The organism is Polaribacter sp. 11A2H (assembly GCF_011379025.1).
Taxonomy (GTDB): domain Bacteria; phylum Bacteroidota; class Bacteroidia; order Flavobacteriales; family Flavobacteriaceae; genus Polaribacter.
The window spans coordinates 104158-128065 of record NZ_WTLD01000010.1 but is presented as its reverse complement, the minus strand read 5'-3'; the positions used below and the strand labels follow the sequence as shown (position 1 = coordinate 128065).

Here is a 23908-nt window from a genome sequence, read left to right as displayed (position 1 = left end):
TTAAAATTAATAAAAAAATCTCAGGTTAATTAATTAACCTGAGATTTTAAAACTTACACACTTTATGAGACAGTGCCCTTTTTTTTGTACCCTTTATTAATTCTTTATTTTAAATCTTGTAATAAAACCTCTACAGCTTTCTTTAACTGATCATCTTCTCCCCTTGCTTTCCATCCCGGTTTATTTTGTACTAAAATATCTGGCACTGCAGGTCCATTTTCCATATTCATACCAGATTCTTTAACATACCAAGCTCTATAAGGCATTCTAATAGAACCGTCTTGTAATCTTTGAGAACCCGTAGAAATTACAGCTCCAAAAGTTGGTTGTCCTACTACTTTACCTAACTTAAAACTTTTAAATGCGTGTGCAAAAATTTCGGCATTAGAATAACTACTTTCATTTGTTAAAGCTACTAAAGGCTTTGTATTTACAGCCAATAAAGCTCTTTCGTTAAAAGGATAATTACCAGAGAATTTTTTGTTATCTCTTTGTAAATTATCAGTTGCTCCTCTTGGTACAGTGTAAGAATGTTGTTGCACTGTTAAAACAGCCATTAAACGATCTGTAGTCCAACCACCACCATTATTTCTAACATCTATTACAATTCCTTTTTTACCATAACCACTTGCTTTTAACTCTCTTTCAAAACGCTCAAAACTTGGTAAATTCATTCCTTGTATATGAATATAACCTAGTTGTCCGTTAGAAAATTCATCAACTAACTTTTTTCTAGAGTTTATCCATTCTTCATAACGTAAATCCCTTATAGTTCCTGTAGATTCTGTTCTTACTACAACTTCTCTTTTATCTGCTAAAGTTAATAAGATTTCATTTTCAGAAGTGTTTTTTAATAAACTATAAAAGTTGGTATTTTCTTTAATCTCTTTTCCGTTTACATTTGTAATAACATCTCCTTTTTGCAAAGAAACTGTTGTTTTTGTTGCAGCAGAATTAGGTAAAATAAAGTTAATTTTCACTCCTTTTTTTACATTAGAAACATCTAAGCCTAATAGACCAACATTATCATTAGAAACTTTTTCAGGCGTTTTACCTCTATATCCCATATGACTTGCATTTAATTGCCCTAACATGTTGTTAAACATAAAAGAATAGTCATGTTTACTTTGGGCAGCCAAAACCATTGGTCGGTATCTTTCTACAATTTTATCCCAATTATACCCATGAAACTTAGGATCATAAAAACCTGCAGTAATTGCTCTAACACCTTCTTCAAAAACTTGTTCATTTAGTTTCCTAAAATTTGTTGTATACGTAGCTGAATGAGAAAAAGATAACACCTTATCAGATTTTAAGTTTAAAGATTTTAACTTTCCGGCTGCAGCATAATATAAGTCATCCTTATGTAAACTATAACCACGCAAACTACCAACACCTTTAACTAATTTTGGTTTGCCTCCTTTTAAGTCTAATTTATACAAACCGTTTTCACCTGTTGTTGCATCTAAAGCTGCAATATAAATACTCTTACTATCTGCACTAAAAAATCTTCCGCTTTCATTACCTGCCCAATTTGTTAACTGTACAAGTCTGTCGTAAATTTTATCTTCATCAATTTTTACAGCAACTACTTTCTTTTCATCCTTACTTTTAACATCTTCTTTAGAACTGTAATAATCTCCTTCTTCAAAATCTGTTTTGGTTTTTTCCCAATCAGATTTTTGTAACCAAATCATCCAAGTATCATAATTAATACCACCTCTATCTCCTGCTCTATTAGAAACAAAAGAAAGTTTTTTTCCGTCTGGACTCCAAGCCGGAGAAGAATCTGACCTAGGGTGCATAGAAACGTTTATCTTTTTAGATGGATTTTCTATAGATTGAATATAAACTTCACTATCAAAATTTAAATCATCTTGCGAATATGCAATGTACTTACTATCCGGACTCCAAGAAACTCCTTCTGCTGCTGCCCATGTATCAGAATAACTTTTAATATTCGTTAATTTACCCTCTTTTAAATCTGCAATTACCAATTGCCCTCTACCAATTCTATAAGAAATTTTCTTTCCGTTTGGCGAAACTAATGGTTCAAAAACATCAATTTTACTTTTTGTTAGTTTTGTAACTTTCGTTTTTAAGCTTCTACTTAAGTTTACTTTATCATCTGTAGAAACAACTTTATACAACTCATTTTGACCGTTTCTGTCTGATAAAAAACCTAATGTATTATCGTCTATCCAAAAAGGATTATCGTCTTTAAAAGGATTATTACTAACATTATTTGTTTTCTTTTTATCCTTATTATTTTCTTTTACAAAAATTTCTCCGTTAATACTTAACGCTATTAATTTTCCGTTTGGCGAAACACTTAGATCTTTAATTCCGTTAGAAACCGTTTCAGTTTCTTCTAACTCAAATCTATTATCTGTTGCTAAGTTTAGGTTTATTTTTGATGTTGATCCGTTTTCTATTTTAAAAACATCTAATCCGCTGTTGTAAATAATAGTACCATTGTTACTTACAGAATAAGATAAAACACCATTAACTTTTAAATCTGTTAACTTATTTTCTGTACTACTTTTAATACCGTTTGTATTTAATAAAGTTTTATAAATATTATATCTACCGCTTTCTGCACCTATATAGTACAAATTACTTTGCGCATCCCAAAAAGGAGAATGATCGTTTTTATTACTTGTAGTAATTTGATGGTATTCTTGGGTCTTTATATTATAAATCCAAATATCCCTTTGTGCAGGACCGTTATAATCTTCTCTAGAAATTCTACAAGTTCCTTTTACAAAAGCAACTAAATTACCGTTAGGCGATATGGAAGCCTGACTCCCTAAAGCAGTCATAAAACGATTAGGAGTTTCTCCGTTTTCGTTAATTTTATAAATTGATGTTTCTCTTTCTGTTCCTTTAAAAATCCTATTACTAGAAAATATAATTTCTCCATCAGCATTCCACTGACTTGGGGTATCTTTTGTAGGATAGAAGGTTAATTGTTTAGGGATTCCGCCGTTTAAACCTGTTTTAAAAATATTTGTATTTCCTCTTCTATTAGAAGTAAAAACTAACTGATTACTTTCTGAATTCCATGTAGGATTCGTTTCATAAGCTTGATGAATTGTTAGCCTTTTAGGATGATTTGTTTCTAAATCGAGTACCCAAATATCACCATCAAAACTAAATGCCATCTTAGAAGCGTCTGGGCTTATAGATGGCATTCTTATTAAGGTGCTTTGAGCTATTAAAACAGTTGTACTAAATAAAACTGCGTAAAAAAATAAAGTCTTTTTAATCATTATTACCGAGGTTTTAATGACCAAATTAAACTTTATTAAGTTTCTATCGTTTTTTAAAACACTCTTTAAGATATATTTAAGAGTTTCTTAACTTATGATAGGTTTAATAAAATCATCAATTTTATCAATACCATTTTCTCCTAAATTCTTTATAAAAGCAGAACCGATAATAGTTCCGTTAGCATATTTACAAGCTGTAGTAAAGGTTTCTTTATCAGAAATACCAAAACCAACAATTAAATTACTTTGTAAGTTCATATTTTTAATTCTTTCAAAATACGCAATTTGTTGATTAGAAATATCACCTTTTGCACCAGTAATAGACGCAGAAGCAACTACATAAATAAATGCTTTAGAATACGCATCTATCTTTCTAATTCTTTCTTCGGATGTATGCGGAGTAATTAAAAACACATTTGTAATTCCGTATTTTTCAAATAAATCTTTATAATGATTTTCAAATTCTACCATTGGTAAATCCGGAAGAATAACAGTTTCAATTCCACAAGCTACTACTTTCTGACAAAATTTATCTTCTCCGTATTTTAGCATCTGATTTAAATACCCCATTAAAACTAAAGGTGTTTTATTGGTTTCTTTAATGGTCATTAATTGATCAAAGATAATATCTAAGTTTACACCATTTTCTAATGCTTTTTGGCTACTATCTTGTATGGTTGGTCCATCTGCTAAAGGATCTGAATATGGCAAACCAACTTCTATAAAATCGACACCACTTTTTTCTAATTCTTGAATAACTTTAGTGGTATCATCTAACTTTGGATATCCGCAGGTAAAATAAATCGATAATAAATTTTTCTTTTCTTGAAAGATTGTTTCTAATTTTTTCATCCTAAAATTGGTTCTTTTTTACTTTTTAATTCCTCTTCAATTGCACTCCACAAATTTATTCTTACCTGTAAAGATTCTTTAGCAACCTCTAAAACTTCTTCCCATTTTTTTTCATCATCTCCACATAATTCTTCAATCATTTGTAATGATAAAGGTCCGTGTTCATCTCCATCTAACTCAATATGTCTTTCTAAATAATAGATAAAGTTATCAAACTTTTTATTACTTTTTAAAGTCATCTCTCCAACAATTTTTAAAAACATATCTGGTATAATATCTTCTCTACCAAATGTAAAAGAAGCTGCTATTTTATGATCTTCATTTGAATCAATTACCTTAAAAGTATAACCTATAAAGTCTTTTATACTTTTATGGATTGATAATTTTTCAATCGATCTTACAACGTCTTCTCCTTTAGAAACCTCATCAATAAATTCTTCTATTTTAGAGCAATCTGCATTCATTTCTTGCATTGCATCTAAATACATTTCATAATGACTTTTTAAAACACCATCTTTATTAACGTCACTTTCTTCTGCCAACGTAATTTCGTTTATAAAACGGACTAAGTTGGTGTTCTTCTTCGGAATCCAAGGAATTGACACCGTTGTTAAGTTAATTTGTAACGCTTTTAAAAGCGACATAAAATCCCAAACAGCAAAAACATGTCCTTCCATAAAGGTTTTAATATCCGTTATAGAATTTAGTTTTTTATAAAGTTGATGGTTCTTTAAATCGTTTCTTAAAGACACCAACTCATTTTCTATATGTGCTATTTTAGGGTTCATTAATCTTCTAAATGATTGATATATGTTTCTAAATCTTTATCTCCTCTACCCGATAAATTAACCACTACAACTTGGTCTTTTTTAAATTTTATTTTCGATAAAACAGCCAACGCGTGTGCACTTTCTAACGCAGGAATAATTCCTTCTATTCTAGTTAATTCATACGCAGCAGCTAGCGCTTCCTTATCAGTTGCATCCATAAACTTGGCTCTTTTACTTTCATATAAAAAGGCGTGTAAAGGACCAACTCCAGGATAATCTAAACCTGCAGAAATAGAATATGGTTCTACAATTTGACCGTATTCATCTTGCATTAAAATAGTTTTAGAACCATGTATAATTCCTACTTCTCCTAATTGAGAAGTGGCAGCACTTTCACCAGAATGAACGCCTAAACCAGAAGCTTCTACGGCTATTAATTCGACTTCTTCGTCATCCATATAATGATAAAAAGCACCTGCAGCATTAGAACCTCCACCAACACAAGCTATAATTGTATCCGGGTTTTCTTTACCTGTTTTCTCTTTTAATTGCCATTTAATTTCTTCGGATATTACTGCTTGTAAACGTGCAACCATATCTGGATACGGGTGCGGACCAACTACAGAACCAATTAAATAAAACGTTTCTGGATGCTGAATCCAATATCTTATTGCTTCGTTTGTTGCATCTTTTAACGTTCTACTTCCGCTTAAAGCGGGAATTACTTTTGCCCCCAACATTTTCATACGAGCAACATTTGGTGCCTGACGCTCAATGTCTTTTTCGCCCATAAAAACAGTACATTCTAAGCCCATTAATGCACAAACTGTAGCAGTTGCAACTCCGTGTTGTCCTGCACCTGTTTCTGCTATAATCTTCGTTTTACCTAATTTCTTAGCTACTAAAATCTGACCAATAGTATTGTTTATTTTATGTGCACCTGTATGGTTTAAATCTTCTCGTTTTAAATAAATAAAAGCACCATATTTTTCTGATAAACGGTTTGCCAAATACAACGGACTTGGGCGTCCCACGTAATCTTTTAATAACGATTTGTATTCTTCTTGAAATTCATCAGATTCTAATATTTGAATATAATTATCTTCTAATTCTTTCACATTTGGATATAACAATTCTGGAATAAATGCGCCTCCAAATTGTCCGTAATAACCATTTTTGTCTGGGTGAAATTTTGATTTCATATCTTATATAATTGTGTCATAGCGAGGAACGAAGCAATCTCTTAACAAGTAAGCAGATTACTTCACTGCATTCGTAATGACGTTACTTTTAAACTTTTCTAACTCTTCTATTTCCTTAACTCCTGGTTTACTTTCAAATTTACTATTTACATCTAATGCGTAAATTGGTAAGTTCGATTTCAATATTTTTTGCACTTCTTCTACATCTTCTAAACCGATTCCTCCACTTAAAAAGAAAGGTATATCAAAAGGATATTTTTCTAAAACAGACCAATCAAACTTGGTTCCGTTTCCGCCTCTTTCTTTTCCTTTGGTATCAAACAAAAAGAAATCTACTACTTCTAAATAGGGTTTTAAAACATCAAAATCGAATTCGTCTTTAATTCCGAATACTTTAATTATTTCAACTTCATTTTTAGAGATGTAGTGCTTGTTTTTTTGCTTTTTTATCGTCTTATTTTCTTCAATCTTTAGTTCTCGACTGCGCTCGAACTGACATTTTAATTCTTTTATATAATCAACAGATTCATCTCCGTGTAACTGAATAGCTTCTAATCTGTATTCTTCCACTAAAGAAATAACAATCTCGATATATTCATTTACAAAAACACCTGTTTTTTTTATCGAATTAGAAAATTCTGGAATAATTCCTTCAAAATTTCTTTTTGATTTTTCATAGAAAATAAAGCCCAAATAGTCAGGTTGCAACGCGGCAACTTGTTGGATATTTTCTGTGAATTTCATTCCGCAAACCTTTAATTTCATATTGAAAATGGTTTAATTGTTTAACTGTTTAATCATTCTTACAATTTCTCAACAGTGAGAGTCCCTTCCCTTCGGGAAGGTTAGGATGGGCTCTTTTTTTTATCTAATTTGATTGATAAACTCTAAACAAGCTTCTCCCGGATTGTCTGTTTTCATAAAGTTTTCTCCAATTAAAAAACCTTGAAAACCAAATTCTTTCAATCCTGTAATTATCTTAGGATCAGAAATTCCGCTTTCAGAAACTTTTACACACGTATCAGGAATCTGACCTGCTAATTTAATAGAATGCTCTAAATCTACTTCAAAAGTATTTAAGTTTCTGTTATTAATTCCGATAATCTTATTATCTAAATCGTTGATTTTATCTAAATCTTCTTGCGTATGAATTTCATACAAAACCTCTAAACCTAAATCTGTCGCTAAGTTTCCGTAGTTTTTTAGTTCTGTAGCAGTCAAACAAGAAGCAATTAATAAAATTACATCTGCTCCTATGGCTTTTGCTTCTACAATTTGAAATCCATCAACAATAAAATCTTTTCTAAGAATAGGTTTTTGTTGATTGATGATTCTCGCTTCCATTAAATCTGCCATCGTTCCGCCAAAGAAAGAAGTGTCTGTTAAGATAGATTGTGCAGCAACATTTGCATCTAAATACCCATTAGTAACATCTGCAATGGTTGCTTGGTCGTTAATGATTCCTTTTGATGGAGATTGACGTTTAAACTCTGCAATAATTCCGGTAGAACCAACCTCTAACAAAGATTTTTTTAATGAAAAAGGTGTTCTTCCAAAACTAGGACTTTTTACTAAATTCTGAACAGGAACTTCTGCTTTTATCTTAGCAATTTCCTTCTTTTTAAATGCGATTATTTTATCTAAAATTGTCATTACTATCTTAATTTTAACTCAATATAAATTTATCATTTGTCTAAACTCTCTCAATGTGACAGTTTTGTGATCTTGTTTCTGTCAGTTCGAATGATTTTGATTCAAAATTGTATCGAGAACTTTTTTACTAATTATTTATCTTTTAAGAGACCCTTCAGGTTTTAAAAACCTAAAGGGTCTTACTTTTTTAAATATTCACTAACTTCTCTAACGTTTGTTTCGCTTTCATTCCAAAAAGTGAATCTTTAGCTTCTGCAAAAGCATTTTCAAAAGACTTGGTGTCATCTACAATAGTTAAAGCAAAAGCAGCATTTGTTAGCACTACATTATTCTGAGCTTCTGTTCCATTTCCTCCTATAATAGATTTAAAAATTTTGGCTGCATCGGCAACTGAATTCCCTCCAAAAATTTCTGATTGCTGAATTCTTTTCTGACCTAAATCTTCTGGATTTATAATTTGTTCTCCTTTCTTCGTGAAGAACTTAAATCCGCTTGTTAACGAAATTTCATCATAACCATCTAAAGCATGAATAATTCCGTAATTAATATTTTCTTCCTGTAAAATATAATTGTACAAACGTGCAACTTCCAAATTAAAAGTCCCTAACATATGGTTTTTAGGCGAACTTGGGTTTACCAAAGGACCTAACATATTAAAGAACGTTTTTAACGCCAACGCTTTTCTTGTTGCACTTACAGCTTTCATTGCCGGATGAAATTTAGGCGCATGTAAAAAACAAATATTTGCCTTTTCTAAATGTTCTCTTAAAATGGTTTCATCATTGGTAAAGTTGTACCCAAAACTTTCTAACATATCAGAAGAACCTGATTGAGAAGACACCGAATAATTACCATGTTTTGCTACTTTTTGTCCGGTTCCGGCAACTATAAAAGAAGTTAAGGTTGATATGTTAAACGTATCTTTTCCATCGCCACCAGTTCCTACAATATCAATGGTATTATAATCTGATAAATCTACTTTTATAGCCAACTCCATTAATGCATCTCTAAAACCAGCAAGTTCATCTGCCGTAATAGGACGCATCATAAAAACAGTCATAAACGACGCTAAATGGGCATCATTGTAATTCTCTGCGGCAATATCTTTTAAGATTTGTGTTGCTTCAGATTTAGACAATCTCTCGTGACTATATAATTTGTTTAATATCTGTTTCATTTGTTTGTTGTTCCTGCAAGGTTTTTCAGAACCTTGTAGGTGTTTATTACTGTTTGTCAATTATACCTACAAGGTTTTTGAAACCTTAAAGATTGCTTCGTACCTCGCAATGACATTTATTTATTCGCATTAATAAAATTCGTAACCAATTGCTCACCAACATCTGTTAAAATAGATTCTGGATGAAACTGTACAGCAGAAATCGGAAATATTTTATGCTCAATTGCTTGTATTAATCCGTCTTCATCTCTTGCGGTTACTTGTATTTCTTCTGGAAAATCTTCATCTGTTGCTGCCCAAGAATGGTAACGTGCTGCTAAAAATGTTTCTGGAACATCTTTAAAAATAGTCGCGTTTTTGTCTGTTACTTTCATCTCTGTTGCAACTCCGTGAAAAACATCTTCTAAATTGATGATTTTCCCTCCAAAAACTTCTGTAATTGCTTGTAAACCTAAGCAAACTCCGAATATTGGTTTTACACCTGCGTAGGTTTTTATTACGTCTTTTAAGATTCCTGCTTCATCTGGAACACCTGGTCCTGGAGATAACATAATCATGTCGTAGTTTCCTACATCTGCAATACTGATTTCATCGTTTCTAAAAACTGCAGGAAAATTTCCTGTAATTTTTTCTACCATGTGAACCAAATTGTAGGTAAAAGAATCGTAATTATCTAAAATTAATATTTTCATGTTTCTTTATTTCTCCTGCAAGGTTTCAAAAACCTTGTAGGTGTTTTACTATTTTTGATTTATACCTACAAGGTTCTAAAAACCTTTCAGGATATTGGCAAACTTGCAATTTGCGTTAGGGATTGAAACGGCATCCTTTTTATTTTCTTTTTAAAATAAAAAGATATAGTGGAAAGCCCGCTCGAACGCCCTAAATATTCTCTGCTAAAATCAACGCTTTCTTTAACGCTGCTAACTTATTATTTACTTCTTGTAATTCTTTTGCTTCGTCGGAATGAATTACGATTCCGGCACCGGCTTGCGAATACAAAACGTTGTTTTTACTAACAAACGAACGAATGGCAATTGCTAAATTTACGGATCCGTCTAAACCGATAATACCGACTGCACCACCGTAAAAACCACGGGTTTGATTTTCGTATTTATTAATTAACTCCATTGCCTTGTATTTTGGTGCGCCACTCAGCGTTCCGGCAGGGAAAGTGTCTCCAACAATCTCAATCGGATTTCCTTTAATTTTCCCTCTAACGGTAGAAACCAAATGAATTACGTGGCTAAAGTATTGTACTTCTTTAAACACCTCAACGGTAACTTTATCGGCATGTTTGCTTAAATCGTTACGTGCTAAATCTACCAACATTACGTGTTCTGCAGTTTCTTTTTTATCTTCGGATAATTTTTTACCCAATTTAATATCTTCAGCCATATCACCAGTTCTTCTAAAAGTACCTGCAATTGGATTAATGGTTGCTTTACCTGCGGATATTTTAATTTGTGCTTCTGGTGAAGACCCCATTAATTTAAAAGATCCGTAATCGAAATAAAACAAATATGGCGATGGATTGATAGAACGCAATGCTCTATACACATTGAATTCGTCTCCTTTAAATTTTTGTTGAAATTGACGTGATAACACCAATTGAAAAACGTCTCCTCTTTTACAATGAGATTTTGCTTTTCTAACATATTCTTTAAATTCCTCACCTGTAATGTTTGAAGTTTCTTCGCCTACAATTTCGAATTTTTGTGTATTAAAAGATTGTGCGTCTATAATCGTTTCAACTTCGTGTATGCGAGATTCAGTTCCTTCTTCTATGTTTTCTATCAGTGTCATTTCATCATTAAAATGATTGATAACAATAACAAAACGATAAAAACTGTATTGCATTTCTGGTATTGCAGAAGGTGCTTTCTTATTTGTGAATTTTATATTCTCGAAATACTGAACTGAATCAAACGTTGTGTACCCGTATAATCCGTTGTAGCCTTTTAACTCGGCAGGACAATCTAATTCTAAAGTATTCTTGAAATTATCATATAATTCATAGAAGTTTTTATTGATAGGTTGCTCGTCAATTTGTGTTCCTTTGTGAGAAACTGTAAACTGATAATCATCTACTTTCATCGTTACAATTGGCTCTACGGCAATAAAAGAAAAACTTTCTTCTTTACTGTGATAATCGGAACCTTCTAACAAAAGCGTGTTAGCAAATTTATCTCTAAAACGTAAGTACAGCCCTACTGGAGTAACTGTATCTGCCATTTTTGTTTTATGAATTGTCTTAAATTGTAATTTTTTCATTTTACTTTTTATCTGGTCGAGCGCAGTCGAGACTTTTTTCGAACCTCTCGACTGCGCTCGAGGGGACATTTCTCTTATTTTTTTTCTTTGAATGATTAAAAAATCATCATAAAAAAAGGCTTATCGTGAGATAAGCCTTTTTTAATATATTGTATACATATAGGTTTCTTCTCACTTATGATATAAGAGAGTTCCACCAACCTGTATTTATTGTATTATTTTTCATTGTGAAACAAAAGTAAGATAGATTTTTAAAATAGGCAATGTTTAGATTGATTTTTATTTGGAATTTGTTAAAGTATCTATTTATATTAATAGTTTAATTTTAAAAAAATAGTTCATATATTTCATTTAAAAATCATTGATTTAATAAAAATATGCTTAATAATTTTTATGAAATTATTTCTCACTTAATTTAAACATAGCCTTAGCTACATTTAAAGCTGACTTATCATATTCCTCATGTCCATAACTATGTTTTTCGTTTAATTCATAAAATGATCGGTAAATATCAAATGGATTCTGTGATTTGGCAACCCAAGTAACAATAATATCAAGAATTTCATTCATAACAGGTTGAAAAGTCATTCTACCATCTCCTCCTCTAATGCCATTATTATCGGATTTACGTTTACCTAAATTTAAAAAAATATTTTTTTCATCGTATATGATATCTCGAACTTCCTTGAATTCTTTTCCTTTTGGAAGATAAGCCATTAATAAATTTCTAATTCCCTTATAATAAATATTATATTTCTCTTCTGGGTTTTCAAATTCTTTTCCAATTAACTCTCTCAATTCATCGACTTCCACAAGTTTTCCTTTCTCTGAATCAATAGACAATTGCTTTCCTACTTTTTCATTTGCTTTTTGTAACAACTCTAATCTTTCTATATCTGATTCAGAAAGTTCTACTTGCTTTTTCACTTTTTTATTCTCTTCCATATACCTATTTTAATTAATTTCTAAAATATGCTTTATTCTTTCCCCTACTAATTTTATACTTTCATCATTCCATGACAAAGGGCTCAATTTGCTTAAAGCTTCTTTATAATCTGGATAGAATTTATTAAAAGCACCATAATATTTTTTATCATATAAATTATCCTGATACCAAGTAAAAAATGAATAAACAACAGAAACATGAATTTCGTTTTCAATTGCAAATTTCGAAACTAAATAAGGATTATTTATATAATTTTTTATGTATATAAATTTTTCTTTTGGCATAAAAAAATCTCTAGCGAAAGAATCCGCTTTATCTTCTATTAAAAATAAATCAGCATCTCCAGATAAGTGAAAACTATTTGTTTTAATCAAATCGAAATCGAATAATACATGATGCAACTCATGCAAAAGAGTGAACCAAATTGTCGGGTAACTTTTATTAAAATCAGTAAGAACAATACAAGGTTTTTCATTAATAATAAACGTTCCTCCTCTTACTTGTGTTGTAGCTAGATAATCTTGAAACACAACAGTTACACCAATATTATATAATGCTTTACAAACAGTGAATAACCCGTTTTTTACATCTTGAGAATATGGTTTTATTTTTATAATTAAATCTTTTAATCTATTTCTATCATAATCGTTAGGATTATCAATAACCTTGAAAGTCTGATATGCTGACTTAACCCAAAAATCTTTCATCTTATCTGAAAAATTTCTTTTTGCGCTACTATATAAAGGTTTGTTAAGCTCTAATTGATAATCTTCAATAGAATTAAACCCAAAAAAAGATAAAATTTTGTAAACTAACTTATCGGGTTCATCTTTAACATTAAAAAAACCAAACTTAGTCAAAGTTTTTACATCAAAATTATCTAATAAAAACGTTGCTTTCCTTGCATTATCAATAGAACGTATATTTTCAGGGCTTTGATTACTTAAAACAGTTTCAATAAATTTATTGATAGGTATACCTAAAAACTCTGCGATTTTTACTATATGTATTAAATTAGGCTGCTTAGCACTACCATTTATTATCTGTTCAAAAACATCTTTATCAATTTTCAATAACCTTAAAGCCTTAGTTTTACTAATCTTATAAGATTCTAATTTATCATCAAACATTTCTCTAATATCCAAGCGGCTATCATTTGAAAAAATTGATTTTAATAAGTCATCGATATCTGAGTTAATCATAAAAAAAAGAGTATTTACTCTGCAAATATACAATTAAAATCGACTAAAACTAAAAATAAAGGGTAATTACCCTCAACAAAAATAAATGCATTTCTTTAAAACTAATATCTATAAAAACAGAAGGCTATTTAACCAAAAAAAAATCTCGCTTTCGCGAGATTTTTATATATAAAGCTAAACCTACAAGTTTTTAAAAACCTGTAGGTAAATTAAATTATTTCCTCATAATCTTTACATTCATCTCCTCCACTTTCTTATCACTTAAAATTGAAGGCGCATTAAATAATAAATCTTCAGAAGATCCTGTTTTAGGAAAAGCCATTACCTCTCTAATAGACGCTTTCTTCTCTAAAATCATCATTAAACGATCTACTCCCCAAGCAATTCCTCCGTGAGGTGGCGCTCCGTATTGGAAAGCTTTATACATCGTTCCAACACTTTTTAACATTCCTTCTTTATCATAACCCATATTTTTATAGGTTGCTTCTAAAATTTCGGCTTTGTGAGCACGAACAGAACCTCCACCAATTTCATAACCGTTTAAGATTAAATCGTATTGCTGCGCGATGATTGTACCTATCTCCTCACCTTCTCCAGTCATGTGCTTTTCTAAATCGTAGATTGCTGGCATAGAAAAAGGATTGTGAGTAAACGTCCAACGTCCTTCGTCTGTTTTTTCAAACATTGGAAAATCTACTACCCAAGCTGGTCTTAATTCTTTCGGATTGATCAACTTTAAAATACGTCCCATTTCTTGACGAACAGCATCTAATGCTTTGTTAGCGGTTGCATAATCTGCTGCTGAGAAAAAGACAACATCACCAACTTGTGCGTCAGTTGCTTTTATAATATTAGCCGCAATCTCTTCACCTAAAAACTTAATAATTGGCGATTGTAACTCATTTTCATTTACAAAAATATAAGCCAAACCTCCCAAGCCATTTTGCTGAGCAATACTTGTTAAACTCTCAATCTGACCTTTAGAAATTCTTTTTCCTCCTTGTTCTTCTGCAGAAACTTTAATACATTTTACAATTCCGCCGTCTTCAATTGGTTTACTAAAAACTTGGAATGTGGTATCTTTTACAATCTCGGTAATATCTTGCATTTGCAATCCATATCTTAAATCTGGTCTATCACAACCATATTTATCCATCGCATCTTTATACGTAATTACTTCAAACGGACGTAAAGTCCATTTTTTACCGTATATTTTTTGCACAATTTCATTAAACATTTTAGTGTTTAAATCGATAATTTGCTGCATACTTGCGTACGCCATTTCAATATCTAATTGTGTAAATTCTGGCTGTCTGTCTCCACGAGAATCTTCATCTCTAAAACAACGTGCAATCTGGAAATATTTTTCAAATCCACCAACCATTAACATTTGTTTAAATTGTTGCGGAGCTTGTGGTAATGTATAGAAAGAACCTGCTTGTTTACGTGTTGGCACAATAAATTCTCTTGCTCCTTCGTCTGTTCCGGCAGTTAAAATTGGCGTTTCTATTTCTAAAAACTCTTCTTCGTCTAAAATATCACGCATTAGCTTGATTACCCTATGACGATTTACAATTGCCTTACGAACCTCATCATTTCTATGATCTAAAAACTTGTATTGAAAACGAGTCGTTTCGTTCGTTTTCATGGCTCTTTTTATTTCAAAAGGAAGCGTTTTAGATAAATTTAAAATTTCTAATGCAGCTGTTTCTAATTCTAATTTTCCAGTTCTTAAACCTGCATTGTAGTCACTTTCATTACGTTGTACAACTTTACCGGTAACAGAAATAACAGATTCTGATTTTAATTTTACAAGTTCATCTAAATTAGGAAATGTTTCTTTACTTAAACGTACTTGAAAAACTTGGTTGCTAGAATCGCGTAAATCAATAAAAATTAATTCCCCATGATCCCTAACACTTGCAACCCAACCAGACAACGTAACTTCTTCATTTATTGAATCTTCTGATAATTCAGAGATTTTATGAGTTCTGTAGTTTTCCTTTATAATAATAGGAACTTTCGGCAATTCTTCTTCCGTTTTTGACTTTTCGCTATTAGCTACTTGCTTTTCTTCACTATTAGCTGTTGGCTCTTTAGTAACCGTTAATGACTCATTACTTATAGCATTTAAAATTCCAGTACGAATTACTTTTCCTGAAGCTCCTTTACCTATAATTGCAATTACTTTACCAACCAGAATACCAGCTTTACCTTGGTTTCCTGCTTTAATATCGTTAGCAATTGTTTCGTTGTCAGAAACTACTTTTAAAATAGCTTCTTCAATTTGTGCTTCTGAAATAGTATTCGCTTTAAAATAAGCTGTATAATCGAATTTAGCATCTTCTAACAACGATTTTATTGCGTTTTGCGCTAAAACAATCGTTACTTTATCTTCTTTTAATAAAGAGAAAATAGTACTTAAATCACCAATATTTTCAATACTTGTATATTCTTCTGGCTTAATATTATTTGTTAACGTTTTGGCTACAAAAGAAGCATCGTTAATTTTATTATTGATAGCTACAAATACTGCAGAACGTAAAGAATCTGCTGTAAAAAACTTTGCATCTTGTGGTAAAACGCCTCCATTTATCAAAATAGATTCTACTGCAAAAGGCAAAGAACTAACATCTACATCAATACTTTCTACTACTTTTTTAATGTTGACAAAAGGTAAATCTGGTTCAGATATAAAACGATAATCTGCTTCAAATTCCTTTTTACGCATGGTTTTGGTTTGCTTTAAATCTGCATCCCATAAAACCGTAGTTTGGTCTGGTCTAAACGCTTTATTTTCTACGTAATAATTTAATTGCTTTTCAATTTCTTCCTTTAAAGCATCTACCATAAACTTAAAAGAATTTAAGTTTTTGATTTCTGTTCTTGGGTTTAAATCTGCACTATTTATTTTTCTAAGTGATACAGAAACATCAGATTTAAACTCCCCTTTTTCAAGATTTGCTTCAGATATTTTTAAATTCTGAACAATTCTTTGAATATATTGTGCATAGGTTGATGCATCTTCTATATGACGAATACAAGGATCTGTTACAATCTCGATTAACGGAACACCTGCTTTGTTAAAATCGACTAAAGAAACTTTCTTTTCGTGCATCAATTTTGCAGCATCTTCCTCAATATGAGTTTGTGTTAAACTTACTGTAAACTGAGTTCCATCATTTCTATAACAAGAAACTTCTCCATCAGGAATTACAGGATTATGAAACTGTGTAATTTGAATATTCTTTGGGTTATCTGGATACTCATAATGTTTACGATCCCAAGAGATCACTTCATTAGAAAAAGTAGATTTTACCGCTTTTCCAAAATAAATAGCTTTTGTAATTGCTTCTTTATTAATAGAAGGCAAAACCCCCATTTGTCCGGTACAAACCGAACATATATTTTGATTTGGTTTTTCTATTTCTTGATTTGCACAAGAACAGAATAACTTTGATTTTGTATTTAATCGAACGTGTGTTTCAATACCGATTACTAACTCTAAGTCGTGCTTTTTAATAAGCTCATTTAATTGTTCCAGTTCCATTATATCGTATCTTTTAAGAAGTTAGCAAACTTCAAAACAAGTTCGTCATTATTTTTTGCTGCCGTAATTTGTAATCCTGTTTCTGTTCCTTGTGGCACTGTTAATGTTGGCAATTGCCCTAAACTAAAACCTACCGTATACGCATCTGACAAATACATTGCCAACGGATCTTTTAAACTATCACCTATTTTTGGTGGCGAATTTGGTGTTACAGGTGATAAAATAATATCAACTACTTTAAAATCTTTTTCAAAATTAGCTACAATTTTGTCTCTAACGTTTAATCCTTTTAAATAGATTTCATCAGAAAAACCTTGCGATAATACTTGATTTCCACCAACAATTCTACGTTTAGATTCTTCAGAAAAGTTTTCCGATCGTGTAATAGAATACGTATCTTTTAAATTATCGCCTTCTATTCTGTTTCCGTAATTGGTACCATCTAATCTAGAAAGATTTGATGCCGTTTCTGCCATTGCCAATGTATAATACGTAGAAACTAAGGTATCAGATTCAAAGAAATCTAATTCTTTAACTTCAATTCCTTTGGCTTTTATTTTTTCTATCGATGCTAAGAAATCTGCTTTTACTTTTGCATCAATTGCATCATTTTCGATGAAATTTTTAAAATAACCAACGGTTTTTATTGCATCAGCATTTAAAATAGTTTCTTCTGATATTACTTCTGATGGATAGGTAGTTTGGTCTTTAATATCTTTACCACTCATCACATTTAAAACAATTCGAATGTCTTCGATTGATTTTGCAATCGGCCCAACACAATCTGTAGATGATGCGTATGCCATTAATCCGAATCTAGAAATTCTTCCGTAGGTTGGTTTTAATCCGTATATTTTATTATAGCCTGCCGGTTGACGAACAGAACCTCCTGTGTCTCCACCAATTGAAAATACCGTAAAGTCTTTAGCAACATTTACTGCAGAACCTCCACTTGAACCTCCAGAAACTAAATCTGTATTGATTGCATTTTTAACAGCTCCGAAAATGGTGTTTTCTGATGAAGAACCATGTCCAAAAGAATCACAATTTTCTTTTACTAACGGAATAGCACCTGCATCAAATAATTTCTGAATGGCAGTTGCTGTATATGGCGATTTGTATTTTTTTAATAAATCTGAACTCGCCGTTGTTAAGGTTCCTTGCACCATGTACACATCTTTAATTCCGAATGGAATTCCCTCTAACAAACCAATTTCTTGTCCGTCGGCAATTTTAGCATCTACTTTTGCAGCCAGTTCTAACGCTAACGTATCTAAAAGTGAATTGACGGTATTGTGGGTGTTCGATTTTAATAAATCTAATCTTTCTTGCACTAATTTTGTACACGAAATTTCTTTGTTCACCAATTGCTGATGAATTTTACGTATTTGCGATTCCATAATTATTCTTCTATCACTTTAGAAACTACTAAAAATCCGTTTTTCTCTTTCGGGAAGTTTTCGATGATGATTTGTTTTTCCGCTTGCGGACTATCAATAACCACATCTTCTCTTAAATCATCTAAAGACACCGCATTATTATGATTGGTATTAAAAGTAGAATTTGATGTATTTGCCTTTTTAATTACTTCAAATAACTGATTCACCGATTCCGATGGTTTTGCTCCTTTAATGCTAGACAAAATGTCTACCGTCATTATTTTGCTCATGTTTTTAATTTTTAGATTCAAAAAAAAGCCTTCCAAAATTTGGAAGGCTTTATTTATATATTTCTAAACAACAACCTTCCTATCCTAACAATTAGGATTATTGAAATTACGATTGTTATTATTGTTTGTCATTTTTGTTATACTGATGACAAATATATACAGAAAAAATGGTACAAAAACCTCTTTTTTACGTTTTTATATAGCTGTTGAAGTATTTGTAAAATATTGATTGTTAATTACAGATACAATAAATTAAACTCAAAAAGCTCTCTTTAAATTAAAAAATTAGCGATACCTTAAATTTCTGCAACTCTATTTTATATTGGCTTTAGTAAAATTTTAATGCTAATTATAAAATTAATTTAAAAAGTAATCCTTTTTAAAAGACCTGTCTAGCTTTTAAAATAGAAGTTCAGAATACTTTTTTTAAACTTATATTTAACCACAGATTAATAAGGTTTTAGATAATATCGACTTTAGCCAAAAAATAATTTCTCCCTACAGGAGTTTTGATGCCTTATTCTTATTTTAGAATTTACCTTTAAAATTTAGTCTATTAGTTATATTATTCTCAAAAATATCTTGCTGAAATTAGCGTTTTTTAAACAATGAATAGCGAATCAAAAAAATCAAAACAAAAGCTTTAAGCTATTTTAAATAATTCTAATTTCAAGAACAAAACAAAAAACATCAAAATTAAATATAAAACCTATTTTAAGCGATTTAAAGCACTTTTTTAAAATTAACAAATATTCATATTTTTAAACGATAGTTACTAAAAAGCTTTTAAAACAACTTTATTAATTGTAAATTTGAGATTGTGAATTTCGCTTTTCAAAGCTGAATTTCATCAATCTAAAAAACATTAATTTACTTTATATAATGAGCGAAGAAATTAAAAAAGAATATGATGCGTCCAGTATTCAGGCACTGGAAGGGATGGAACATGTAAGAATGCGTCCTTCCATGTATATTGGAGACGTTGGCGTACGTGGTTTACACCATTTAGTATACGAGGTTGTAGATAACTCTATTGATGAAGCAATGGGAGGTTATTGTGACACTATTGACGTTACTATAAACGAAGATAATTCTGTTACAACTAAAGATAACGGACGTGGAATTCCTGTTGGAATGCACGAAAAAGAAGGCGTTTCTGCTTTACAAGTAGTAATGACAAAGATTGGTGCTGGTGGTAAATTCGACAAAGATTCTTATAAAGTTTCTGGTGGTTTACACGGTGTTGGTGTTTCTTGTGTAAACGCACTTTCTGATCTTTTAGTAGCTACAGTGCATAAAGATGGTAAGGTTTGGAGACAAGAATACTCTCAAGGTAAGGCATTATACCCTGTTAAAACTATTGGAGAAACAGACTTTAACGGTACAATTGTTACTTTCTTACCAGATAAAACAATTTTTAAACAAACTACCGAATTTAGTTACGATACGTTAGCAACTCGTATGCGTGAATTATCTTTCTTGAATAAAGGAATTACAATTACTTTAACAGATAGACGTGAAACGGATGATGAAGGAAACTTTATTTCTGAAATTTTTCATTCTGATGAAGGTTTACCAGAATTTATAAAATATTTAGATTCTACGCGCGAGCAATTAACATCGCAAGTAATTTCTATGGAAGGTGAGAAAAACGGAATTCCTGTAGAAGTTGCCATGGTTTATAATACTTCTTATGCAGAAAATTTACATTCTTATGTAAACAACATTAACACGCATGAGGGAGGAACGCATTTATCTGGTTTTAGACGTGGTTTAACAGGTACCTTAAAAAAGTATGCTGACGAATCTGGTTTATTAAAAAATGTAAAATTTGATATTGCTGGAGATGATTTCCGTGAGGGATTAACAGCAATTGTTTCTGTAAAAGTTGCAGAACCACAGTTTGAAGGGCAAACAAAAACAAAATTAGGAAACAGAGAAGTAACTTCGGCTGTATCTCAAGCAGTTTCAGAAATGTTAACTGACTATTTAGAGGAAAATCCTAATGACGCAAAAACAATTGTTCAGAAAGTAATTTTAGCAGCAACCGCAAGACACGCAGCACGTAAAGCCAGAGAAATGGTACAACGTAAAACGGTAATGTCTATTGGTGGTTTACCTGGTAAATTATCTGACTGTTCTGAAACAGACCCAGCACAATGTGAAATTTTCTTAGTTGAGGGAGATTCGGCAGGTGGAACGGCAAAACAAGGTAGAGATAGAAATTTTCAAGCAATTTTACCACTACGTGGAAAGATTTTGAACGTGGAAAAAGCAATGCAACATAAAGTTTTTGAAAACGAAGAGATCAAAAATATGTTTACAGCTTTAGGTGTTTCTATTGGTACAGAAGAAGATCCAAGAGCTTTAAATTTATCTAAAGTGCGTTACCATAAAGTAGTTATTATGTGTGATGCCGATGTAGATGGTTCGCATATTGCTACCTTAATATTAACGTTCTTTTTTAGATACATGAAAGAAATGGTAGAGCAAGGTTATATTTACATTGCTACTCCTCCTTTATATCTAGTTAAAAAAGGTCAGAAAAGAGAATATGCTTGGGATGACAATCAGCGTGATATTATTGCACAAAACATGGGTGGTTCTGTAAGTATACAGCGTTACAAAGGTCTTGGGGAAATGAACGCAGACCAACTTTGGGATACAACAATGAATCCTGAATTTAGAACACTACGTAAAGTTGTAATTGATAGTCCTGCAGAAGCAGACAGAGTTTTCTCTATGTTAATGGGAGACGAGGTTCCGCCACGTAGAGACTTTATAGAAAGAAATGCTAAATACGCAAACATAGACGTATAAGATTTCAATCTAGATAATTTTATATCATACACATTTCTAGCAATAGAAATGTGTATTTTTTTTTACTTTAAATTACATATACTTCTATACATTTTTCACTTACTTATATATAGTGATTTCCCCCTTTTTAGTACTTAAAAGTTTGTTTATTGATAAAATTATTTATTTTAGCAATCACTTTAACATAATTTTAACCAATAATAACACCCAAACAGACCAATGAAAAAGAGCATTTTAATTTTTATCGGCGTATTCGCCTTTACACTTAACACAAAAGCACAAGATGGTTTTGAATCTATCTTACTAGCAGAAAAAGCCGATTCACAAAAATTAATGCAAGCCTATTTTGCACCTGCAATGGAAGGTTTTATCAACGCCATGAATAACGGATGGTACCACACTGCCGAAGTACATAAGACTTTTGGTTTTGATATTGCAGTAGGAGCAAGTTCTGCAATGATTCCTTCGGAAAAAGAACTTTTTAACATTTCTGCTTTAGGATTAACCTCTGTAACCTCTAGCTCACCAACAGCATCTACTTTTGCTGGACCAAACCAAACAACATCTATGACAGTTAACACAACTGTTAATGGTAAAAATGTTACGGCAAACTTCGATTCACCAGGAGGAGCATTAGAAGACCTACCTGCTAAAGGCGTACCTGCACCTATAGCACAAGTAACCATAGGTTTACCTTGGAAACTAGAAGCAATGGTTAGAGTGTTACCTAAAATCAATATCGGAGAAGACGATGGTTCTGTAAACATGTTAGGTTTAGGTCTTAAAAAAGAAATTACAAGTTGGTTTGGACCAATAGACAAATTACCACTACACGTATCGTTATTAGCAGCTTACACAACCATGGACGTAGACTATGGAATTGGAGATTATGACTCAGATAACCTTGAAATTAGAAATGGGTTAACTCAGTTTAAATTAAAAGCATTTACAGCACAAGCAATTGCCTCTTTAAACTTTCCTATTATAAACATTTACGGAGGTATTGGATATAATAGCGGTAGCTCTACTTATAAAATGAATGGTACATTTACAGGTATCTATGAAACAGGACAACCAGCACCAAACGACACCGTTAAAGAATCTTTAAATGTTCCTACGAACTTAGATTTTGAGTCAAGAGGTTTTACATCTACAATAGGCGCTAGATTAAGCTTAGGATTCTTCAAAATATTTGGTAGTTATTCAATTCAAGAATACAACACAGCTAGTTTAGGTATTGCAATTAGTATCAGATAAAAAACGCACTAAAATTAACTTACAAAGCTACCGCATTAGACGGTCTAAAAATAAAATAAAATGTAAAATTTACACTATAAAAATACCATCTATTTTTTTAGGTATCTCATTTATTTTCAGATAAAAAAAATCGAAATCCTTTTCGTAAAAAGACACTTTTTTAGAGTGTCTTTTTACTTTTTTAGAACCAAAATCTTAAGTAATTTTCGTACTTTTGTTAGAGAACAAAATGATTATAAATCTTAAAAATAATATATATGAAAGTTTCAGTAGTAGGAGCTGGTGCAGTAGGCGCAAGTTGTGCAGAATACATCGCTATTAAGGATTTTGCATCCGAAGTTGTTATATTAGACATTAAAGAAGGTTTTGCAGAAGGTAAAGCAATGGATTTAATGCAAACTGCTTCTTTAAATAGTTTTGACACAAAAATTACAGGAAGTACAAATGACTATTCTAAAACAGCTAATTCTGATGTTTGTGTAATTACCTCTGGTATTCCACGTAAACCAGGAATGACTCGTGAAGAATTAATTGGTATAAACGCAGGAATTGTAAAAACAGTTTCAACAAACTTAATAGAACACTCTCCAAACACAATTATCATTGTGGTTTCTAACCCAATGGATACAATGACTTATTTAGTTCATAAAACTACTGGGTTACCAAAAAATAAAATTATTGGAATGGGTGGTGCTTTAGATTCTGCTCGTTTTAAATACAGATTAGCAGAAGCTTTAGGTGCTCCTATTTCTGATGTTGACGGTATGGTAATTGGCGGTCACTCAGACACTGGTATGGTTCCTTTAACTCGTTTAGCAACTCGTAACTCTGTTCCTGTTTCAGAATTTATTTCTGAAGAAAGATTAGAACAAGTTTTACAAGACACTAAAGTTGGTGGTGCAACCTTAACTGGTTTATTAGGCACTTCTGCTTGGTACGCTCCAGGTGCAGCAGTTTCTGCAATGGTACAAGCAATTGCTTGTGATACTAAAAAAATATTCCCTTGTTCTTCTTTATTAGAAGGTGAATTCGGTTTAAATGATTTATGTATTGGAGTTCCTGTTGTTTTAGGTAAAAACGGAATTGAAAGCATTGTAGAAATTAAATTATCTGATGCTGAAAAAACTCAAATTCAAGCTTCTGCAAAAGGAGTAAAAGCTACTAACGCTTTGTTAGAATTGTAATAAATAGTCTTATAGACTTTTACAACAAACTATAGTCATTAAAGCCTCAAAGAATATCTTTGAGGCTTTTTTTTTACAGC

At 31.5% G+C, this 23908-nt stretch carries 17 protein-coding genes; 3 read left to right on the top strand and 14 right to left on the bottom strand.

Going from position 1 to position 23908, the window contains the following annotated elements; translation table 11 throughout:
* Positions 1–104: 104 nt before the first annotated feature.
* From GQS58_RS13295 to GQS58_RS13230, 14 genes are all read right to left on the bottom strand, one after another.
* Positions 105–3272 (bottom strand): S41 family peptidase, encoded by a 3168-nt coding sequence (locus GQS58_RS13295; protein WP_166386692.1) that lies wholly within the window; start codon positions 3270–3272, stop codon positions 105–107.
* An 87-nt stretch (positions 3273–3359) separates the two neighbouring features.
* Complete coding sequence (gene trpA / locus GQS58_RS13290) at positions 3360–4124, bottom strand: tryptophan synthase subunit alpha (protein WP_166386690.1); 765 nt, start codon at positions 4122–4124, stop codon at positions 3360–3362.
* The gene (locus GQS58_RS13285) at positions 4121–4912 is read right to left on the bottom strand and encodes a DUF3050 domain-containing protein (protein ID WP_166386688.1); all 792 of its coding nucleotides are present in this window, start codon (positions 4910–4912) and stop codon (positions 4121–4123) included. The genes trpA and GQS58_RS13285 overlap by 4 nt, the downstream gene beginning before the upstream one ends.
* Positions 4912–6096, bottom strand: coding sequence for a tryptophan synthase subunit beta (gene trpB / locus GQS58_RS13280; protein ID WP_166386686.1), 1185 nt, complete (start codon positions 6094–6096; stop codon positions 4912–4914). Before trpB ends, GQS58_RS13285 begins: the two co-directional genes overlap by 1 nt.
* 57 nt (positions 6097–6153) lie before the next feature.
* The gene (locus GQS58_RS13275; protein WP_166386684.1) at positions 6154–6861 is read right to left on the bottom strand and encodes a phosphoribosylanthranilate isomerase; all 708 of its coding nucleotides are present in this window, start codon (positions 6859–6861) and stop codon (positions 6154–6156) included.
* Positions 6862–6960: 99 nt separating this feature from the next.
* On the bottom strand, positions 6961–7749 hold the full coding sequence (gene trpC / locus GQS58_RS13270) for an indole-3-glycerol phosphate synthase TrpC (protein WP_166386682.1): 789 nt from the start codon (positions 7747–7749) through the stop codon (positions 6961–6963).
* 187 nt (positions 7750–7936) lie between these two features.
* The gene (gene trpD, locus GQS58_RS13265) at positions 7937–8926 is read right to left on the bottom strand and encodes an anthranilate phosphoribosyltransferase (RefSeq protein ID WP_166386680.1); all 990 of its coding nucleotides are present in this window, start codon (positions 8924–8926) and stop codon (positions 7937–7939) included.
* A 116-nt stretch (positions 8927–9042) separates the two neighbouring features.
* The gene (locus GQS58_RS13260; RefSeq protein WP_166386678.1) at positions 9043–9618 is read right to left on the bottom strand and encodes an anthranilate synthase component II; all 576 of its coding nucleotides are present in this window, start codon (positions 9616–9618) and stop codon (positions 9043–9045) included.
* 190 nt (positions 9619–9808) lie between these two features.
* Positions 9809–11200, bottom strand: a complete 1392-nt coding sequence (locus GQS58_RS13255; protein ID WP_166386676.1) for an anthranilate synthase component I family protein — start codon at positions 11198–11200, stop codon at positions 9809–9811.
* 399 nt (positions 11201–11599) lie between these two features.
* The gene (locus tag GQS58_RS13250; RefSeq protein WP_166386674.1) at positions 11600–12145 is read right to left on the bottom strand and encodes a hypothetical protein; all 546 of its coding nucleotides are present in this window, start codon (positions 12143–12145) and stop codon (positions 11600–11602) included.
* Between the two features lie 9 nt (positions 12146–12154).
* Complete coding sequence (locus GQS58_RS13245; RefSeq protein ID WP_166386672.1) at positions 12155–13348, bottom strand: ImmA/IrrE family metallo-endopeptidase; 1194 nt, start codon at positions 13346–13348, stop codon at positions 12155–12157.
* Between the two features lie 214 nt (positions 13349–13562).
* Positions 13563–16898: a bifunctional amidotransferase subunit GatB/aspartate--tRNA ligase AspS gene (gene gatB/aspS / locus GQS58_RS13240; protein WP_166386670.1), complete on the bottom strand. Its 3336-nt coding sequence runs from the start codon at positions 16896–16898 to the stop codon at positions 13563–13565.
* The gene (locus tag GQS58_RS13235) at positions 16898–18298 is read right to left on the bottom strand and encodes an amidase family protein (protein ID WP_166386653.1); all 1401 of its coding nucleotides are present in this window, start codon (positions 18296–18298) and stop codon (positions 16898–16900) included. Before GQS58_RS13235 ends, gatB/aspS begins: the two co-directional genes overlap by 1 nt.
* Positions 18299–18300: 2 nt before the next feature.
* Positions 18301–18567: a hypothetical protein gene (locus tag GQS58_RS13230; protein WP_166386651.1), complete on the bottom strand. Its 267-nt coding sequence runs from the start codon at positions 18565–18567 to the stop codon at positions 18301–18303.
* A gap of 882 nt (positions 18568–19449) precedes the next feature.
* Here GQS58_RS13230 and gyrB point away from each other — a divergent pair.
* From gyrB to mdh, 3 genes are all read left to right on the top strand, one after another.
* The gene (gene gyrB / locus GQS58_RS13225) at positions 19450–21387 is read left to right on the top strand and encodes a DNA topoisomerase (ATP-hydrolyzing) subunit B (protein ID WP_166386649.1); all 1938 of its coding nucleotides are present in this window, start codon (positions 19450–19452) and stop codon (positions 21385–21387) included.
* Between the two features lie 219 nt (positions 21388–21606).
* Entirely contained in the window at positions 21607–22644 is a 1038-nt protein-coding gene (locus GQS58_RS13220) for a DUF6588 family protein (protein WP_166386647.1), read from the top strand.
* Between the two features lie 257 nt (positions 22645–22901).
* A complete protein-coding gene (gene mdh, locus GQS58_RS13215; protein WP_166386645.1) occupies positions 22902–23828 on the top strand; it encodes a malate dehydrogenase in 927 nt (308 codons plus the stop codon).
* The last annotated feature ends 80 nt before the right edge of the window (positions 23829–23908 follow it).

What these genes read in the sequence shown, in the direction of transcription:
- GQS58_RS13295 (WP_166386692.1), bottom strand. Translation starts at nt 3,272, where the DNA reads ATGATTAAAAAGACTTTATTTTTTTACGCAGTTTTATTTAGTACAACT.
- trpA (WP_166386690.1), bottom strand. Translation starts at nt 4,124, where the DNA reads ATGAAAAAATTAGAAACAATCTTTCAAGAAAAGAAAAATTTATTATCG.
- GQS58_RS13285 (WP_166386688.1), bottom strand. Translation starts at nt 4,912, where the DNA reads ATGAACCCTAAAATAGCACATATAGAAAATGAGTTGGTGTCTTTAAGA.
- trpB (WP_166386686.1), bottom strand. Translation starts at nt 6,096, where the DNA reads ATGAAATCAAAATTTCACCCAGACAAAAATGGTTATTACGGACAATTT.
- GQS58_RS13275 (WP_166386684.1), bottom strand. Translation starts at nt 6,861, where the DNA reads ATGAAATTAAAGGTTTGCGGAATGAAATTCACAGAAAATATCCAACAA.
- trpC (WP_166386682.1), bottom strand. Translation starts at nt 7,749, where the DNA reads ATGACAATTTTAGATAAAATAATCGCATTTAAAAAGAAGGAAATTGCT.
- trpD (WP_166386680.1), bottom strand. Translation starts at nt 8,926, where the DNA reads ATGAAACAGATATTAAACAAATTATATAGTCACGAGAGATTGTCTAAA.
- GQS58_RS13260 (WP_166386678.1), bottom strand. Translation starts at nt 9,618, where the DNA reads ATGAAAATATTAATTTTAGATAATTACGATTCTTTTACCTACAATTTG.
- GQS58_RS13255 (WP_166386676.1), bottom strand. Translation starts at nt 11,200, where the DNA reads ATGAAAAAATTACAATTTAAGACAATTCATAAAACAAAAATGGCAGAT.
- GQS58_RS13250 (WP_166386674.1), bottom strand. Translation starts at nt 12,145, where the DNA reads ATGGAAGAGAATAAAAAAGTGAAAAAGCAAGTAGAACTTTCTGAATCA.
- GQS58_RS13245 (WP_166386672.1), bottom strand. Translation starts at nt 13,348, where the DNA reads ATGATTAACTCAGATATCGATGACTTATTAAAATCAATTTTTTCAAAT.
- gatB/aspS (WP_166386670.1), bottom strand. Translation starts at nt 16,898, where the DNA reads ATGGAACTGGAACAATTAAATGAGCTTATTAAAAAGCACGACTTAGAG.
- GQS58_RS13235 (WP_166386653.1), bottom strand. Translation starts at nt 18,298, where the DNA reads ATGGAATCGCAAATACGTAAAATTCATCAGCAATTGGTGAACAAAGAA.
- GQS58_RS13230 (WP_166386651.1), bottom strand. Translation starts at nt 18,567, where the DNA reads ATGAGCAAAATAATGACGGTAGACATTTTGTCTAGCATTAAAGGAGCA.
- gyrB (WP_166386649.1), top strand. Translation starts at nt 19,450, where the DNA reads ATGAGCGAAGAAATTAAAAAAGAATATGATGCGTCCAGTATTCAGGCA.
- GQS58_RS13220 (WP_166386647.1), top strand. Translation starts at nt 21,607, where the DNA reads ATGAAAAAGAGCATTTTAATTTTTATCGGCGTATTCGCCTTTACACTT.
- mdh (WP_166386645.1), top strand. Translation starts at nt 22,902, where the DNA reads ATGAAAGTTTCAGTAGTAGGAGCTGGTGCAGTAGGCGCAAGTTGTGCA.